We start from the raw sequence: 16,622 nt of genomic DNA on the forward strand, positions 1-16,622 counted from the left end.
AATGCTTATTCCGCCAGAAGTTGTTGTAATTTTTGTTTAAACTCAGCGCCGAAATTGCTGCGCAGCGCATATTCTGCGTTGGCAATGGCATAACCCAGCTTATTGCCACAATCATGCGATTTGCCTTTGATATGGTAAGCTTCCAGCGTTTCCAGCAAGCGTAACTGATGCAAACCATCTGTCAGCTGAATTTCATCACCGGCACCTGGTGGGGTAAATTCCAGCAAGTCCCAAATGGTTGGAGACAATACATAACGGCCAGTAATGGCAAAATTGCTTGGCGCTTCTTCCAGATCTGGTTTTTCCACCATATCAGCAATAGTGGCGTTTTCACCTTGCGCTAAGCTGGCACCGCTAATATCCACCACCCCATATTGATTGACCAGGTGCTGCGGTACTGGCTCCACCATAATCTGACTATGGCCGGTTTCGCTATATCTTTTGATCATCGCGGCCAGATTGTCTTTTTTCAGATTGGATTGGTATTGATCGACAATCACATCCGGTAATAACACGGCAAATGGGTGGTTTCGCACCACGGGGCGGGCACATAAAATGGCATGACCTAACCCCAGCGCCTGCGGCTGGCGTACCGAAATCACTGTGACGTGTTTTGGCGTAATATTACGAACTTCTTCTAGCAGTTGCCGTTTGACCCGTTTTTCCAGCGCTGCTTCTAATTCAAAGCTGGTATCAAAGTGGTTTTCAATGCTGTTTTTTGAAGAATGCGTCACCAGCACAATTTCTGTAATACCAGCGGCGACCGCCTCTTGTACTACGTATTGGATCAATGGCTTATCAACGATAGGCAACATTTCTTTTGGCATGGCTTTAGTGGCCGGTAACATCCGGGTTCCTAAACCTGCAACTGGAATAACGGCTCTGGTGACTTTGAAATCGTCGTCAGTACGACGACCAAATTGAGACTGCTGAATTGGCGACTTGACCATTTACTCTGTCCTGTTCCACTGTGGAGAATTAATACCCATGGAACCGCATGTCAGCATTGTGAAGCACTGCAGTTCCTTCTACAGAAAAATATGTTGCCATCTGGCAAAAAACAGCCTGGCAATTGCTGCGCGCTGTAGATCCCACCCTTGGAATGAAGGCGTATTTATACCGTTTTTTCAGTTTTGATGCAAATTACATTTTTATGGCGAACGTCATTCAGCCGCCATCTGCGGCGGTTTTTACCGGTAAAACTGAGGGCTAAATCAATGATTCACAGTGTTATTATTTGATGTGCTCTGAAGGGCTATGCTAACCTCATGTACAGATGCTGCCAGAGGTTGTGATACATGGGCTGGTCAGCTGGATCGCGGCTTGTTCCGGAGTTTGCCATTTTAAAACACAGTTTTTGGTCGGTATTGGCCCTCTTCTCGCTGGCGCTTGGTGCTAACTATGCCGATACCACTTTTACTGCGACTTTTTTCGCTGACGTTGAACAACGGTACGGCGCGGCTGCGACTGCGCGTTTTACCGCATGGCGTGATTTGATCAAAAAAGGTAGCGATGCCAGTGATTGGGACCGCGTCCACCAGGCCAATCAATTTTTTAATCGCAAGGTGGCGTACAAATCAGATGCTGAGCACTGGGGCAAAGTCGATTATTGGGCGACGCCTGTTGAATCGCTTGGTACTGGCGCCGGCGATTGTGAAGACTATGCCATCGCCAAATATTTTACCTTGCGCGCTATGGGAGTGGCGGACGAAAAGCTCCGGCTGATGTATGTGCGGGCTTTGTCGGTGAACGAGCCACATATGGTGCTGGTGTATTTTGAAAATCCACAGGATTACCCGCTGGTGCTGGATAATATGGATCCACAGATTAAACCCGCCAACGAGCGGACCGATTTACGCCCGGTGTATAGCTTTAACGCCAGCGGTTTGTGGTTAGCCAAGGCCAATGGCCTGGGCCGGCGGGTGAAAGACAGCAGCGGTATCACCAGTTGGACCGAAGTGATGAATAAAATTGAGCAAGGTTTGTAGCCTCATATTGATGCTCGCGGTAGGTCGGACTGACCAAATGTAACATGTATTACCGTAGGTCGGGACTTACCACGAAGTGCGACCAACTGCATTGCAGTTGGGCAGTCCGACAAGCGCAATAAATAAAGGTTACCGCCGCCAGTGTTGGGCTTTAATCCATGGTTGATGGCAAATGTTGGACTACCGCAGCGCTTCGCGCTCCGTCAAGGCCAAGCTACGGATTGATCGCGAGTCCAACCAACAAATGGTATTTAGTTAACGAAGTGTCCTGTCACGGATAAAGGCCGAAACGATGAGCACAGAAAAACAATTACAACACCGCCCTTTTAAAGGTGGCATCGCGCTGAGTACTCAGCTCAGTGTACTGCTACTGCTACTGGCCATTATTACTTTTGTCGCCACAGTGCTGGTCAGCGCCAATCATATGCGCAGCTATCTGGACACTCAGCTGTCGCGTACGGCACTGGATACCGCCAATAGTCTGGGGTTGTCGATGTCGCCGCATCTGGCTGAGCAGGATACCGTGATGGCAGATACCATGGTGTCGGCCATTTTTGACTCTGGCTATTATCTGCAAATTAAATTTACCGCTGCTGATGGCAAAGTGGTATTTGACCGCCACAATCCGGTGCAGGTACAAGGCGTGCCAGCCTGGTTTATTCGCTGGTTTGCGCTCAATCCGCCGGTGATGACATCTGAAGTGAATGACGGCTGGCGTATTGCAGGGGTGTTGGCGGTACAGGCGCACCCGGGTCATGCTTACAGCAGTTTATGGAACCACGTCAAAGCGGTGTTCTGGGCGAGTTTGTTTATCTGCCTTGGCGCCCTGGCGGCAGTGCATCTGTTGTTACTGGCGGTGTTAAATCCGCTGAAAGATATTGAACGTCAAGCCTCACAACTAGCGGAAAAACGCTTTGAACTGCTGGATTACCTGCCGCTGACCAAAGAACTGCGCGCCGTTGTTTATGCGCTGAATCATATGGTTGGCAATGTTAAACGCAGTTTTACCGAGCTGACTGAACGGGCTGAACAACTGAATCAACAAGCCTATTTGGATCCGTTAACAGCGTTGCCAAACCGGCGGGCACTGGCACAGTCTTATGCCAGCCTGCAGGCTGAGCCAGGGGAAGATGGTAACGCCTTGTATTTAGGACTCATTGCCCTGCCCTCGTTAAAAGACTTAAACGACGCAGCAGGTTACGCCAGTGGCGATGCCTATGTCGAAAAAGCCGGTTCATTATTACAGGCACAATTAAAAGCTTTGCAATGGTCGCAGCTATTTCGGATCAGCGGTTCGGAATTTGCCATTCTGGCCAGGCTGGGTGCCACCACTGCGGTTGAATTTGATGCCCAGTTGCGTCAGTCGTTTGAAATTGCCAACAACGATGCCTATCCACATGGCTTTGCCAGCTTAGTGTTACTGCCGGTGCAAGCTGGGGCCGATTTAAGCAGTAGCTTAAGCCGGCTTGATGCCATGCAAGCCAAACAACAAGCTGCCGTGATGCCAATTTTGGATTTTCAGCAAGAAAATCACCAAACCTTGCATTCACGCTCTGAATGGCAACACATTTTGCATCGTTTCACCCGTTCTGTGATTGCCGACACTGCGGCGAGCGATTACAGCACCGAGCTGAGCTTGTCTGATGACATGGAAAAGATGTTTGATCTGGTGCTGCAGCCGGTCTATCAGCAACAACAAATTCTGTATGTCGAAACCTTTATTAAATTTAATGCCGATGGCAAACAACTGGCATCTTCCGACGTCTTTGCCATGGCAGAGCGGCTTGGTGTGTCGCTATTACTGGATAAAGCGCTGGTCACATATATCCTGTGCAAACTGAAACAGCATAAAAAGCAGTCATTTGCCATTAACCTGAGTAAAAGTGCGTTTCATGACAAACATTTTGTCCGCTGGCTGACTAACACCCTGCGGGCCAATCAACAGCAATTGCCAGCGTTAGTGTTTGAAGTGAATGAACAGGCGACCCTGGGTGCTATCAGCTCGGCGGCAGAGTTTTTTAATGCGGTGAAACAAGCCGGTGCTCAGGTGGCAATTGAACGATTCGGCGCCAGTTTCAGTTCTTTTCGCTATTTACAGGGGCTGAATATCGACTTCATCAAAATTGACGGCAGTTATATCCGGGCCTTGCAGCAGCCGGATACCCGCTTTTTTGTCCAGACCATGACGCATATTTGTCATGGAATTGGGATAAAAGTAATAGCGCCTCAGATTGAAAGCGCCGATATTGTGAAGATCTGTCATGAAATTCATATTGATGCGGTGCAAGGGCGTGGTTTACACGCGCCGGTTGCGTTCGAAAAAGTTTCACAAAATAATGACTGTATTTTCGACAAGAATCAGGTAGAATCCTAAAATCTTTGTTGTAACCATTTGTTGTGCGAGGAATGCATATGAAATTAGTAAAAATCGCTTTGGTAGCTGCTGCTTTACAGCTGACAGTTCCGGCAGTGTCTGCGCAGGAAGCATCGACTGACGTTGCCACGATGTTTGCAACAGCGCAAGGCAAAGGCCAGTCCATCACTGACTTCGTTGCCGAAATGACAGACATTAAAACCTGTAGCCCGGTATTAGCAGAACAAGTTGTTGAATTTGCACTTGATTTCGCTAAAAACGATCCGGCTCTGGTCGAAGATATTTTAAAAGCCACAGCGACCAGCTGTGTTGATAACGACACAGTCACAGCTTACGCTGTTGCTTCAGGTATTGACCCGACTTTAGTTGCTAACGCGCTGAATACTGCCACTGCCGCTGGTGGTGCGCCAGGTGCTGGTGCGCCAGGTGCTGCTACAGCCGCTATCGCTCCTGCCCCGGCTCCAGCTGGTAACGGTATCGGTGGTGGTACTGGTGCAGGTGTACCGGAAGCCGCTTCACTGAACTAATTGTGAGTCGTAAATAAATATCAAAAGCCTCCTGTTGGAGGTTTTTTTTTACCACTGAACCATGGAAAGTTTTATGTCGAAAAAAGTCTATTGTTTAGCCCAGTTTCTGCCTAAACCAGGCAAAGAGGCTGAGCTGTTTCAGGTGTTGCAGGCACTTGAACCAAACACCTTGCGCGAGGACGGCTGTCTGCAGTATCGGGTCACCCGGCAAATCAGCAGTCCTTTTGCACCTGGACACAGCTTTCCGCTGCTGTTTAATGAAATCTGGACCGATTTAGCTGCCTTTGAAGCGCATTGCCAGCGTCCACAAATTCAGCAGTTTTTTGCCCGTTATTGTACCGCCGAAGATGGTCTGGCCGCGGATTGGAATGTCTGTATTTATACCGACGAACCGGCAGACTTTGATGCGCCATAGCTGTAACAGCACGCCATCTTGTGCGTTATTGCAATGCATATGAGTTAGTCAGCTCCATGATTAATCATAAGTAAATCAGTAACTTGGGTTCAAAAATTTGTAGAAGAGACTCAACATTTGACACAAAGCGGCAGCCCAACATTTGGCATCCACATGATGCACATTTTTTAAACGATTCAATCGTGCCGGTGTGGCGGTTTAAATGCGTATTAGAAAAATGTACAACCAAAAACCAGTGTAACTCAAATAAAATTAACAACTTAATTAAGTTTAGTTCCTTTCGCGTGGTCTAATAAAAACTTAAAGGCTAAAATAGACCTATATGAGTTGAGTAAGATAACAACTGGTGGCTATGTTTTACGTCAAATGGCGATTGTGGTACCATCTTTAATGAATTCTTAGAAAGGTGACTTCAGAATGAATAAAACTGTTCTTAGAGCTTCATATAGTGCAGGTCAAGATGCTCTTGAAAACTTTGATACACTGGCTGCATACGCTGCAAGTGGAGCAAAAAAAACCAAACGACGCGTACTTCAAAGTGGTCATAACGTTACTGTCATTAAGGATGGTTATGTCGTTGAAGTTATGCCTAATGGTGAAGAGTCAGTACGTCATATTGTAAATACAGGTAAATTTATACCTCTGCTGGCGGGCGAATAGTGCCTCGGATCAGATTAATTGCAGGACCAAACGGTTCCGGAAAAACAACTCTCTTTTCTACGCTTCAAGAGCATAAAGACGTTCATTTTGGCCAATACATCAATCCTGATGATGTCGCACTAACTTTGAAAAACTACAAAATTGATGGACGCGAAATTGGTGATATAGAACGCGTTGAAATGTCTCAAAAAATTTGTACAGGACTCAGAGAAAGATACCTTGAACTTAACCTTTCTTTGACATATGAATGAGTCATTACTCACATTTAGAGTATATTCAGCGTGCAAAAGCAGCTGGCTTTAAAACTTATCTTTATTATGTCTGCATAAACGATCCTGTCGTCAATATAGCAAGGGTCAATCAGCGTGTTTCATCAGGTGGTCACAATGTACCAACGGCGAAGATTATAAGTCGATATAACAAGAGCTTATCTAATCTCTATGATATGAGCTTACTTTGCGATAGAGTCTACTACTTTGACAACTCTTATGAGCAAGAGTTGTTCGCTGAGAAATCAGAAAATAATTTATTAAAAATTAAGATTGAAAAGTACAACAGAATTCAACCAGTTTGGTTTCAGGATTATGTTCTTTCTAAATGGGACAAAAATAAAATCCGCTATTGATAATAAAATAATGGTTTTATGAAGAAAGAAGGTGAGCATTTTTTAAGTGTTATATTTTTGAGCTCGTATAATATACAACATGAGTACAAATCATAAATCCACATAGCTCGCTAAACTTTCTAATACTAAAAATGTACTAGCTGCTGTAATCCCTCATATTATGAACGAACATTCTTGATCCCATTTTTCAACAATTCAGTAGCACAATACTCGTCGATCATGTCTAAAACAATTACGGGTTCTTAAGTTTTGTGCCTATGTCGTGGGATCCGATCACCTGCTAACCCTCTTGTTCTTGATGGTATTTTTGTACGCTAAGTGATCGGATTGCTCTGGTTTTTCAGCGGTTCTGCTGAATTGCTGATGCAAATGAAATCCAAATTCAAACATCGAGCGACCCCAACATTCACGGCAACATCATTAATAAAACCAACCCAGCCATTGCTGATACAGCGGGATGCCAATCAGCACATTGACCGGAAAGGTGATGCCAAGCGCTGCCAGCATTGCCAGACCGATATCAGCGCCAGGTACTGCTACCCGGATTGCTGCCGGTGCCGCAATATAAGAGGCACTGGCGCAAAGCCCGGCCAGGACCAGCGCACTGCCTTCTGGCAATTGCAACAATAACGCCGTGGCAATACCAGCCCAGGCCAGGATAAAAGGTGCCACCACCGCAAAAATCATCAGACGCCAGTGCTGCCATGGCATCGGTGAGCAAGCGCGGGCAGTACAAAGGCCCATTTCCAGCAAAAACATCGCTAACATGGTTTTAAAGCCACCCAGCAGCACCGGCGCTATCGGGGCCATCCCTTCAGGGCCGTAACAATACCCAATCAGCACACCACCACCGAGCAACAGCACACCCCGGCTGGTCAGCGACTCCCGCAAAATGCCACCAGCACTGCCCTGTCCTGTCAAACGCCGGTGCAGCCATAACATCACTACAATGGCCGGTAATTCCAGTAACACCAGATATAAGGTGGTTTCGGCATTGAGCGGTAAACCGGCTTTTTCCACCAGCGCCAACACCACAGCAAAGGTACCGGCACTGACCGAGCCATAATGTGCCGCCACACTGACCGCATCATCCAGCTTTAACTTCACCACTTTTTGCAGTATGACAAAACACAACAGCGGTAACACAAAGCCCAAACCGACAATTGGCAGCAACTGCACCAGCATCCGTTGTTCAAACTGGCCATGTAACGCCAGACCGCCTTTTAACCCCAGTACCAGCATTAACAAAATCGACAAGGTGTCATAAATCGATTGCGGCACTTTCAAATCTGACTTTAACAAGCCGGCGGCCAGCCCCAGCATAAAAAACGCAATCACAATATCTGGCATCATCAAACCTCTTCTCTGGATGACTAGCAGCAGCCTGCTCTGCTCCTGCTTTGCTGGCTGGCGATTGTCGGTGGAAAAAGGTATATTGGATAATTAATTATTAACCGCATAGGTATAGATGTTTATCTATGAACATTCGCCATCTTAGTTTTCGGCTGTTGCAGGTGTACCTGCATGTGGTGCAAACAGGCTCGGTCTCGGCCGCAGCCCGGGCCTTACATCTGACGCAACCGACAGTGTCACTGCAACTGAAAAAACTCACCGAAACGGTCGGCGAACCTTTGCTGGAACATCGTGATCAGCAGATGGTGCCCACGCATGTTGGCCGGGCTTTATATCAGGCCGCTGCCGACGTGTTGGGCCGGTTTGATGATTTTTCGCTGTACTTAGAAGAAGCACGCAGTGGTCAGGTCGGTCAGCTCAGCATCGCCATTGTGACCACCGCCAAATATGTGATGCCAAGGATCCTCGGTGGCTTTTACCGGCTGTTTCCCAAAGTGAATGTCACGCTGAATATCGGTAACAGAGCCCATATTCTGTCGCGGTTTGAACAACAACTGGACGATTTGTACCTGTTCAGCCATCCGCCGAGCGGCCAAACCACCCAGGCAGTGCGCATTTTAAAAAACCCGTTGCAACTGATTGCACCCGCCGATCACTGGGCGGTGCAACAACCGGAGCTAACCCTGGCGCAACTAAAAAATCAGCGCTTTTTAATTCGTGAACCCGGCTCTGCCACCCGACTGATGTTTGAGTCCTGGCTAAGTAGCCAGGGTATGGATTTGGCCAATACCATGCAAATTGAAAGTAATGAAGCCATCAGGCTGAGCGTGGTATCAGGCTTGGGATTGTCGGTGATCTCAGCCCATACCCTGCACCAGAGCCAGGAAGGCATTGCCGTGTTGCCGGTAGCTGGTTTTCCACTGGAAAGTCATTGGTATCTGGTGCGGCGCAAGGACCGCCGGATGCCGCATGCGGCCAGACAACTGGTGCAGTATATGGCAGAACATCTGCAGGATTGTGTTGAAGCGCAGTGGATGCTGCCGGACATCAGCAAACTCAGCCAGCAGTTTTAGCAGCAGACTGGTATTGCACTGTGCTGGTTTGTGCTCGGCAGTACCCATAAATAAACCAAATGCTTTCGCGCTGCCGAGTTGTTGGCATATGTTTTGCTAATTTTTTGCCTAGCAAACCCGCCAGCACAGGAACCGCAGCTATGACTATTTCAGCCCTCAATCAGGCATACGCCAGCCAGTACACAACTGCAGCGCTGCCCGATTTCAGCCAGCGGCAACAACAGCAAGTTGCCCAACAGCAAAGTGCCGGTGTGCAGGTGACGTTAAGTTCAATGGCAGCAGGCGGCGCCATCAGCACCGATTTCGACAGCTACGATATGCTGAAAAAACTGCGCAGCCCCAGTATTGAAAAGCTGACCGGACTGGAAAAAATGCTGCAAGGAACTTTGGACCAACGGCTTGGTTTGGACAGGCAAACGCTGGAGCAGTTGGAGCAAAAAATTGAAGAGTTACAAAAACTGGATCCAAGAACAGATGCGCAACAATCGCTGCTTGATAATCTGCTGAAAGAGCGCGAAGCGCTGATTGCCAAAACTGCCCGTGAGCTGAATGAAAAAGAACAAAACAGCAAAGCCGAAAAGGAACAGCCTGAGCGCTAAGCAAGTTTTGCATCCCCTGCCTGCTCAAGCGGTAATAGCTTTGTTTGTGTCGCAGTGGCTACAACCTCAGATAACCTGCTGCTGAGCGCAGAAAGCTGCGTTTCACCCTGCTAACAGGCAAACTATTATTTTTAGCTGTTAGCAGGAGTCCCCATGACTGATTTTCGCAGTGATACCGTCACTCAACCTACAGCTGGCATGCGGCTGGCCATGCAACAAGCCCAACTGGGCGATGACGTGTTTGGAGACGACCCTGCCGTCAATAGCCTGCAACATTTTGCCGCCAGTCAACTGGGTTTTGAGCAAGCACTCTTTGCCCCCAGCGGCACCATGACCAATTTAATCGCGCTGATGGCGCATTGCCAGCGCGGGGATGAAGCCATCGTTGGCCAGCAGTGGCATACCTATAAATGGGAGGCCGGTGGTATGGCGGTGTTAGGCTCCATTCAGCCACAACCCTTGCCGCATCAGGCCGATGGTTCTATTGCCCTGCATGATATTGCCGCGGCCATCAAACCCGATGATGTTCATTTTGCCCGCACTAAACTGGTAGTGATAGAAAACACCACTGGCGGTCAGGTGCTCTCGGCCGATTATATGCGCCAGGTGGCAACTTTATGCCATGAGCGTAACCTGGCCTGCCATATAGACGGCGCGCGGATTTTTAATGCGGCTGTAGCCCTGGCAGGTCCGGCTGCGGATCCTTGGCCGCTGGCACGGCAGTTAGTGCAGGGTTACCATTCAGTTTCTGTGTGTTTATCCAAAGGTTTAGGTGCGCCGGTCGGTTCATTATTGCTCGGCAGTTGCGCGTTTATTGCCAAAGCACGGCGCATTCGTAAGATGCTCGGCGGTGGTATGCGCCAGGCCGGTATCCTGGCAGCGGCCGGTGAATATGCGCTCCGTCATCAGGTGGTCCGACTGGCCGAAGATCATCAGCATGCAGCACAGCTGGCTGCGGGCTTAGCCGAACAGGTGCAGAGACTGCAACTGGAGGCTGATTTTCAGCTAAGTCCGGTGCAAACCAATATTCTATTTGCTGAATTGACGCCTGAATTGGCGACTTTTTACCAGCAGCAATTAGCAGAACAAGGTATTCTGTGCACCGCTGGCAGTTACGTGTCGGCCACTGGTGTTCGCACCCGCATGCGATTTGTTACCCATCTTGGGATCAGTGCTGCCGATATCGCACATATGCTGCAACAATCGGCAGCTATACTGGCACGCTGGCGCTAAACCAGAGCATTGATTTTTTTACTGCGTTCTTATTGTTAAAAGGTACTTATGCTGGGCTTTTTTGAACGACTAACCAACCCCTTTCCGGCGGCTGAACCCACGCAACCGCCCCAAGGTTTATATGCTTTTTGCCGCCATTACAGCAAAGGCATGGAATGGCCACTGCTGCTGATGGCGCTGTTGACGGCACTCATCGCAATACTGGAAGTGTCTTTATTTGGCTTTATGGGTCAACTGGTCGATTGGCTGATTGAAAAAGATCCAGCGACATTATGGCAAACTGAAGGCAATACTTTGCTGCTGATGGGTTTTCTGACGGCCATTGGTATTCCGCTGCTGATTTTGTTACACGCCTCCATTATTCACCAAACCATTTTGGGTAATTTCCCGATGGCGATCCGTTGGTCGGCGCATCGGTATTTACTGAAACAAAGTATTGGTTTTTATCAGAATGAATTTGCCGGCCGCATTGCCACTAAGGTGATGCAAACTGCGCTGGCAGTGCGCGAAACGGCGACTAAACTGCTGGATGTCATGGTTTATGTGCTGGTGTATTTCAGCGCTATGGTGTTCCTGGTGGCCGATGCCGATTTCCGGCTGGTCGCACCTTTATTGGTTTGGTTAGTGCTGTATATCTGTTTGCAATGCTATTTTGTGCCGCGGTTAAAAGATGTGGCCAGCCGGCAAGCAGACGCCCGTTCCGAGATGACGGGTCGTATTGTTGATAGTTACACCAATATCAATACCATTAAATTATTCTCCCACACCAGTCGTGAAGCCAGTTATGCCCGCGACAGTATGAATGTATTCCTGACCCCGGTTTATCAGCAAATGCGACTGGTAACCTGGTTGACCTTTTCAGTACAGACGCTGAACTATCTGTTGGTGTTCGCCATCGGCGCTATGTCGATCTGGCTTTGGACTGAGCAGGCGGTCAGCATTGGCTCTATTGCTATTGCCGTCAGTCTGGCGCTGCGCTTAAACGGCATGTCGCAATGGATCATGTGGGAAGTCAGTAGTTTATTTGAAAATATCGGCACAGTGGTGGATGGGATGGCAACCTTATCCCAACCGCAGCAAGTGCAGGATGTAGCCGATGCTAAACCATTACAAGTGAATGGCGGCGCTATTGAATTTCGCGATTTGTATTTTAACTATGGCAAAGTAAGCAGCGAAGGTGGTAAAGCACCGGTGCTGGCCGGGTTAAACTTGCAGATCAAACCGGGTGAAAAAGTCGGTTTGGTCGGTCGTTCTGGCGCCGGAAAATCCACGCTGGTGAACTTGTTGCTCAGGTTTTACGATCTGGAGCAAGGCAAAATTCTGCTGGATGGCCAGGATATCAGCCAGGTGCAACAGGAATCGTTACGGGCCCAGATTGCGATGGTGACGCAGGATACTTCGTTACTGCACCGCTCAGTGCGGGAAAACGTGTTGTATGGTAAACCTGATGCCACCGAAGCCGAATTACAAGCAGCCATTGCAGCCGCCGAAGCCGATCTGTTTATTGCCGAACTGACCGATCCTAAAGGTCAGAGCGGACTGGACGCGCAGGTGGGTGAACGTGGAGTGAAGTTATCCGGCGGTCAACGCCAGCGTATTGCCATTGCGCGGGTGCTGTTGAAAAACGCGCCAGTGCTGATCCTGGACGAAGCGACTTCGGCACTCGACTCTGAGGTAGAAGCCGCGATCCAACACAGTCTGAACACGCTGATGGCGGGTAAAACTGTGATCGCTATCGCGCACCGGTTGTCGACGATTGCCGCGATGGATCGACTGATAGTGCTGGATCAGGGGCAAATTGTGGAACAAGGCAGTCATCAGGAGCTGATCGCTGGTGGCGGGATCTACGCCCAGTTATGGGCGCATCAGACCGGCGGTTTTATCGGGCTGGATTAATGTTATCCCTAGATTGATACATGTGTACGGACTCGACCAGGCTTTGCCTGGGCAGTCCGTACACATTCAAGCTCAGTGCAACCTAGTTTTGGCGCGGATCTGTACTCAGCACTGCCGGCTGATTGGCAAAAGTCCGCAGATACTGTTGCAACGTCGGATATGGGCTTAAATCAGCCATTTCTCGGAAGATCAGCCAGTCCAACAAACTGTACAGGCTCATGGCAAGATAATCCCACTGCTGAAACTGCCCTGCTTTTACTGCGGCTTCAAAGTGGCTCAGGATGGCCTGAATACGTTCATGTTGCAGATTAAAAAACAGTTTATCAGCCTGAATATCAAAACCACTGCGCTTGCATAATAACAATTCTACCAAGGAGTCATTGGCAGCGTTAATCAGCGTCAGTTGATTTTCTTGCTCCCAACTCAAGGGGGCCAGTTGCAATTTTGCCGCCAGATAACGGTAAATCACGCCAGAGTCAAAAATGACCTGTTCACCATCCAGTAACATTGGCACTTTACGAGCCGGGTTGTGGGCAACGAGCACTGCCCTGTCCTGTTGTTCGAAAATATTCAGCGTGACAAACTCATAAGGTTGATCAACCAATAACATTCTGATCCGTCTGACAAAAGGTGATGGTCCCGAGCCAAAAAGTTTCATCGTTACTCCTTTGTTGCTACACACCGTTTGCTGACGATGCTGTGATTAAAATTGTTGCTGTTGTTCTGTCGGCGGCTGATATACCGGCTCTGGTTGCTGATACACTGGCTCTGGTTGCTGATACACCGGCTCTGGCTGCTGATACACCGGCTCTGGTTGCTGATACACCGGCTCTGGCTGCTGATACACCGGCTCTGGTTGCTGATACACCGGCTCTGGTTGCTGATACACCGGCTCTGGTTGCTGATACACCGGCTCTGGCTGCTGATACACCGGCTCTGGCTGCTGATACACCGGCTCTGGCTGCTGATACACCGGCTCTGGCTGCTGATACACCGGCTCTGGCTGCTGATACACCGGCTCTGGTTGCTGATACACCGGCTCTGGTTGCTGATACACCGGCTCTGGCTGCTGATACACCGGCTCTGGCTGCTGATACACCGGCTCTGGCTGCTGATACACCGGCTCTGGTTGCTGATACACCGGCTCTGGTTGCTGATACACCGGCTCTGGTTGCTGATACACCGGCTCTGGTTGCGGTGAAGGTTGCGATTCAAGCACCGGTTCCGGTTGTTGATACACCGGTTCTGGCTGCGCTGCAGGTTGCGATTCAAGCACCGGTTCCGGTTGCTGATACACCGGTTCTGGCTGCGCTGCAGGTTGCGATTCAAGCACCGGTTCCGGTTGTTGATACACTGTCTCTGGCTGCGCTGCAGGCTGCGATTCAAGCACCGGCTCCGGTTGTTGATACACTGGCTCTGGCTGCGCTGCAGGCTGCGATTCAAGCACCGGCTCCGGTTGTTGATACACTGGCTCTGCCGGTGTTTGAGGCTGTGATTCAAGCACCGGTTCCGGTTGCTGATATACTGGCTCTGGCGCAGGGTCCGCCACAGGCGGTGATTCAATCACCGGCTGCGATACAGGCTGCTCTGCGCCTGGAGCTGTGATCTCAGTTGTATTACCTGCATTGTCCACCGGCGCCGGCAAAGGTGCTAACGACTGACCGTCGACCACTGAGGCCACAGGCTCTGATGCTTGCTGTAAACGGTCACGATCAGGATCATAAGCTGTGCTGACGTCTGGTGCTATCGGCTGACCCTGGCTTTCAATGGTATTGCCGCTGACCGGATATTGCTGATTAATATGCTGATCAGAGGGCACACTCACCTGATGTTCAGAGCGTTGTTCGGCCGCCCAGCGTCTGCGCTCGCCCACATCATCCAGTCGCCGATCCGCACCATAATATTCGCGGGTTGGCTGGTAACTGGTGTGATAAACCACGCCATGGCGGTGCTGTGGATTATGCCGCCAGTGCCGGCGTTCTTCATGGCGGATAATATCGTCATAATGGTAATAACGACTGGGTCTGTGATGATGATTAATCACGATAATTTCACGTTGCGGCCAATAAAAAGTAGAAAAGTAGAAGCTGGTCGACACCCTGGCGCCACCTCCCCAGTACACATAACTGCTGCCGCCGTAAGGGCGGCCATAGGGCCAGTGAATGGGTGGATAATCGCGCCACCACCAGTCACCATACACCACGCGGGTATCGTAAACCGGGATATAGACCACTTCACGTTGTCTCGGCTCGATAATGATCACTTTTTCTTGTTCCCGCCGGGTTACCGTAATGTGTTCCTGATCTTTCAGATGGCCGCTACTGTAAGCTTTTTGCCGTAAGCTCTGCACTGTCGCCATCACGGCGGCTTGCTGAATTAAAAAGGCATCCCCCAGTTTTTGCGTCCAGTCCAGTTCATTATTCATTTTGGTCAGCAAAGGAGGAAAGGCCACCAGCGCTCTGACACTCGGATCCCAGGCTTCATTTTCAGCCGCTTTTAACGCTTGCTCCGCGGTCATGCCTGGTTTACCGCTGAGCCAGCGGGTGGCTTTAATAATTTCCAGCGGATAAGTGGCTGCAATCAGCACATGTGACAACACGGTATCGGGATAAAGCGCCACCGGTGCCAGCATTTGGTCAAGTTCAGCCTGGCTGAATAATTTCTGGCCAGCACTGGCTGTTTGCTGATTTGGCTTGCTGCTTTGCTGCGGGACTGTGGCTTTTTTACTGCTCCCGGCCGAAATGGTTGAGGTCTGACGCTGTTGCTCAGCCACTGCTTCAGGCAGCGGCAGCACCAAAGCCAGTGCTAAGGTCAAAGTAGAAAACTGCATTACCGGGCGTGCCATCATTCAACTCCTGCTGCATCTGCAGCGCGTCAGACTTCGGATCTTGCTGTAAGTTCGGCATAACGCCAACTCTGGTTTCAGTTATGGCATGGCGCAACTGAACGCATTCTGAATTTTCAGTCAGCCTGGATCCCCAGCACCACAGCAGATATAACTTTTTCTGCTCCTGCTGGCAACCTGACTTGCCAGCAGGGCGCTCAGTCCTGCTGGCACTTCCACAGCAGTGCAGTGCTGGCATCCAGCTGTCAGCTATTGATGGCCAATAAAGCGCCATGCTCTGGAAAAAAACCAACAAAAGTACCGGCTTCAGCTTGCATGACTACGCAGTTTTATTGCATAATCACCGGGCTTCATTTTTGCTTTATTGCTTCGGCCCATACATTTGTATGGGCTTTTTAATTTCTAGCCCCCGCTGTCGAAGTTAATCTGCTTTTTCCCGCTGTGCAGACTGATCATCCTGACCAATCCGACTGGCCACAGCGCCGGTTTGCTGTTGATATTTGGCATCCGTTCTTTTGTTATAAGGCCGGTCGGCTGGTCCCGTCATCAGTTCAAAATTGAGTGCACCAATTTTCATCCCAGGGCGCAGCGCCAACGGCAAACGGCCACTGTTGTAAAATTCCAGCACTATATTACCCGACCAGCCCGGATCAATTCGATGTGCCGTGACATGCACCATCAAGCCAAGCCTGGCTAAACTGGAGCGTCCATCTAACCAACCGACGATATCGGCAGGTAAAGTGACAGACTCCAGCGTAATTGCCAGCGCCAGTTCACCCGGATGCAGGTAAAAGGCTTCATCATCGGCGAGCACCAGCTCATCACTCATCACTGAGTCCAGCGCTGCCTGCACTTCTTCCCGGGGGCCGCTTAAATCAATAAAAGGTGCGGCATAAGCAGTAAAACTTCTGAATTTATGCCCCAGCCGGATGTCGACGCTGACACCGCTGATCATCTCAGCTGAGGGTGTTGGCTCGATGCTGATTTTACCTTCCGCCAGGTAACGTTCGATATCACGGTCACACAATCTCATT

The 16,622-nt window shown here is 49.7% G+C and carries 16 protein-coding genes; 11 read left to right on the top strand and 5 right to left on the bottom strand.

All coding sequences use genetic code 11. The features are described from left to right. Window positions 1-5 precede the first annotated feature (5 nt). Window positions 6-950, bottom strand: a complete 945-nt coding sequence (gene galU, locus AC53GJ_RS12335; RefSeq protein WP_496728001.1) for a UTP--glucose-1-phosphate uridylyltransferase GalU — start codon at window positions 948-950, stop codon at window positions 6-8. A gap of 348 nt (window positions 951-1,298) precedes the next feature. Here galU and AC53GJ_RS12340 point away from each other — a divergent pair, with 348 nt between their 5' ends. From AC53GJ_RS12340 to AC53GJ_RS12370, 7 genes are all read left to right on the top strand, one after another. Then, window positions 1,299-1,988, top strand: coding sequence for a transglutaminase-like cysteine peptidase (locus tag AC53GJ_RS12340; protein ID WP_496728002.1), 690 nt, complete (start codon window positions 1,299-1,301; stop codon window positions 1,986-1,988). Between the two features lie 292 nt (window positions 1,989-2,280). Continuing rightward, a complete protein-coding gene (locus AC53GJ_RS12345) occupies window positions 2,281-4,362 on the top strand; it encodes a bifunctional diguanylate cyclase/phosphodiesterase (RefSeq protein ID WP_496728003.1) in 2,082 nt (693 codons plus the stop codon). A gap of 38 nt (window positions 4,363-4,400) precedes the next feature. Next, entirely contained in the window at window positions 4,401-4,889 is a 489-nt protein-coding gene (locus tag AC53GJ_RS12350) for a hypothetical protein (RefSeq protein ID WP_496728004.1), read from the top strand. Between the two features lie 73 nt (window positions 4,890-4,962). Beyond that, window positions 4,963-5,304 (top strand): putative quinol monooxygenase, encoded by a 342-nt coding sequence (locus AC53GJ_RS12355; RefSeq protein ID WP_496728005.1) that lies wholly within the window; start codon window positions 4,963-4,965, stop codon window positions 5,302-5,304. Between the two features lie 417 nt (window positions 5,305-5,721). Next, on the top strand, window positions 5,722-5,964 hold the full coding sequence (locus AC53GJ_RS12360) for a hypothetical protein (RefSeq protein WP_496728006.1): 243 nt from the start codon (window positions 5,722-5,724) through the stop codon (window positions 5,962-5,964). Next, complete coding sequence (locus AC53GJ_RS12365) at window positions 5,964-6,215, top strand: ATP-binding cassette domain-containing protein (protein ID WP_496728007.1); 252 nt, start codon at window positions 5,964-5,966, stop codon at window positions 6,213-6,215. The genes AC53GJ_RS12360 and AC53GJ_RS12365 overlap by 1 nt, the downstream gene beginning before the upstream one ends. Continuing rightward, complete coding sequence (locus tag AC53GJ_RS12370; protein ID WP_496728008.1) at window positions 6,212-6,589, top strand: ATPase; 378 nt, start codon at window positions 6,212-6,214, stop codon at window positions 6,587-6,589. The genes AC53GJ_RS12365 and AC53GJ_RS12370 overlap by 4 nt, the downstream gene beginning before the upstream one ends. Window positions 6,590-7,009: 420 nt before the next feature. Here the strand turns inward: AC53GJ_RS12370 and AC53GJ_RS12375 are convergent, their stop codons facing one another. Continuing rightward, on the bottom strand, window positions 7,010-7,942 hold the full coding sequence (locus AC53GJ_RS12375) for a sodium-dependent bicarbonate transport family permease (RefSeq protein WP_496728009.1): 933 nt from the start codon (window positions 7,940-7,942) through the stop codon (window positions 7,010-7,012). Window positions 7,943-8,067: 125 nt separating this feature from the next. Between AC53GJ_RS12375 and AC53GJ_RS12380 the strand changes: the two genes are divergently transcribed. The 4 genes from AC53GJ_RS12380 to AC53GJ_RS12395 all read left to right on the top strand — a co-directional run bounded on the left by AC53GJ_RS12380 (window position 8,068) and on the right by AC53GJ_RS12395 (window position 12,743). Then, window positions 8,068-9,015: a LysR family transcriptional regulator gene (locus tag AC53GJ_RS12380; RefSeq protein ID WP_496728010.1), complete on the top strand. Its 948-nt coding sequence runs from the start codon at window positions 8,068-8,070 to the stop codon at window positions 9,013-9,015. A 140-nt stretch (window positions 9,016-9,155) separates the two neighbouring features. Further along, the gene (locus tag AC53GJ_RS12385; protein ID WP_496728011.1) at window positions 9,156-9,614 is read left to right on the top strand and encodes a hypothetical protein; all 459 of its coding nucleotides are present in this window, start codon (window positions 9,156-9,158) and stop codon (window positions 9,612-9,614) included. A 153-nt stretch (window positions 9,615-9,767) separates the two neighbouring features. Beyond that, window positions 9,768-10,847, top strand: coding sequence for a low-specificity L-threonine aldolase (gene ltaE, locus AC53GJ_RS12390; RefSeq protein ID WP_496728012.1), 1,080 nt, complete (start codon window positions 9,768-9,770; stop codon window positions 10,845-10,847). A gap of 48 nt (window positions 10,848-10,895) precedes the next feature. Beyond that, window positions 10,896-12,743 carry an ABC transporter ATP-binding protein gene (locus tag AC53GJ_RS12395; RefSeq protein WP_496728013.1) on the top strand — a complete coding sequence of 616 codons (1,848 nt, stop codon included), beginning with the start codon at window positions 10,896-10,898 and terminating at the stop codon, window positions 12,741-12,743. An 82-nt stretch (window positions 12,744-12,825) separates the two neighbouring features. On the opposite strand, the gene AC53GJ_RS12400 is transcribed toward AC53GJ_RS12395, so the two are convergent. The 3 genes from AC53GJ_RS12400 to dcd all read right to left on the bottom strand — a co-directional run bounded on the left by AC53GJ_RS12400 (window position 12,826) and on the right by dcd (window position 16,621). Beyond that, window positions 12,826-13,401, bottom strand: coding sequence for a glutathione S-transferase family protein (locus AC53GJ_RS12400; RefSeq protein ID WP_496728014.1), 576 nt, complete (start codon window positions 13,399-13,401; stop codon window positions 12,826-12,828). Window positions 13,402-13,446: 45 nt separating this feature from the next. Further along, window positions 13,447-15,591, bottom strand: a complete 2,145-nt coding sequence (locus tag AC53GJ_RS12405) for a DUF3300 domain-containing protein (RefSeq protein WP_496728015.1) — start codon at window positions 15,589-15,591, stop codon at window positions 13,447-13,449. 418 nt (window positions 15,592-16,009) lie between these two features. Further along, on the bottom strand, window positions 16,010-16,621 hold the full coding sequence (gene dcd, locus AC53GJ_RS12410; protein WP_496728016.1) for a dCTP deaminase: 612 nt from the start codon (window positions 16,619-16,621) through the stop codon (window positions 16,010-16,012). Window position 16,622 lies beyond the last annotated feature (1 nt).

Source organism: Rheinheimera sp. B2H12, assembly GCF_059620065.1.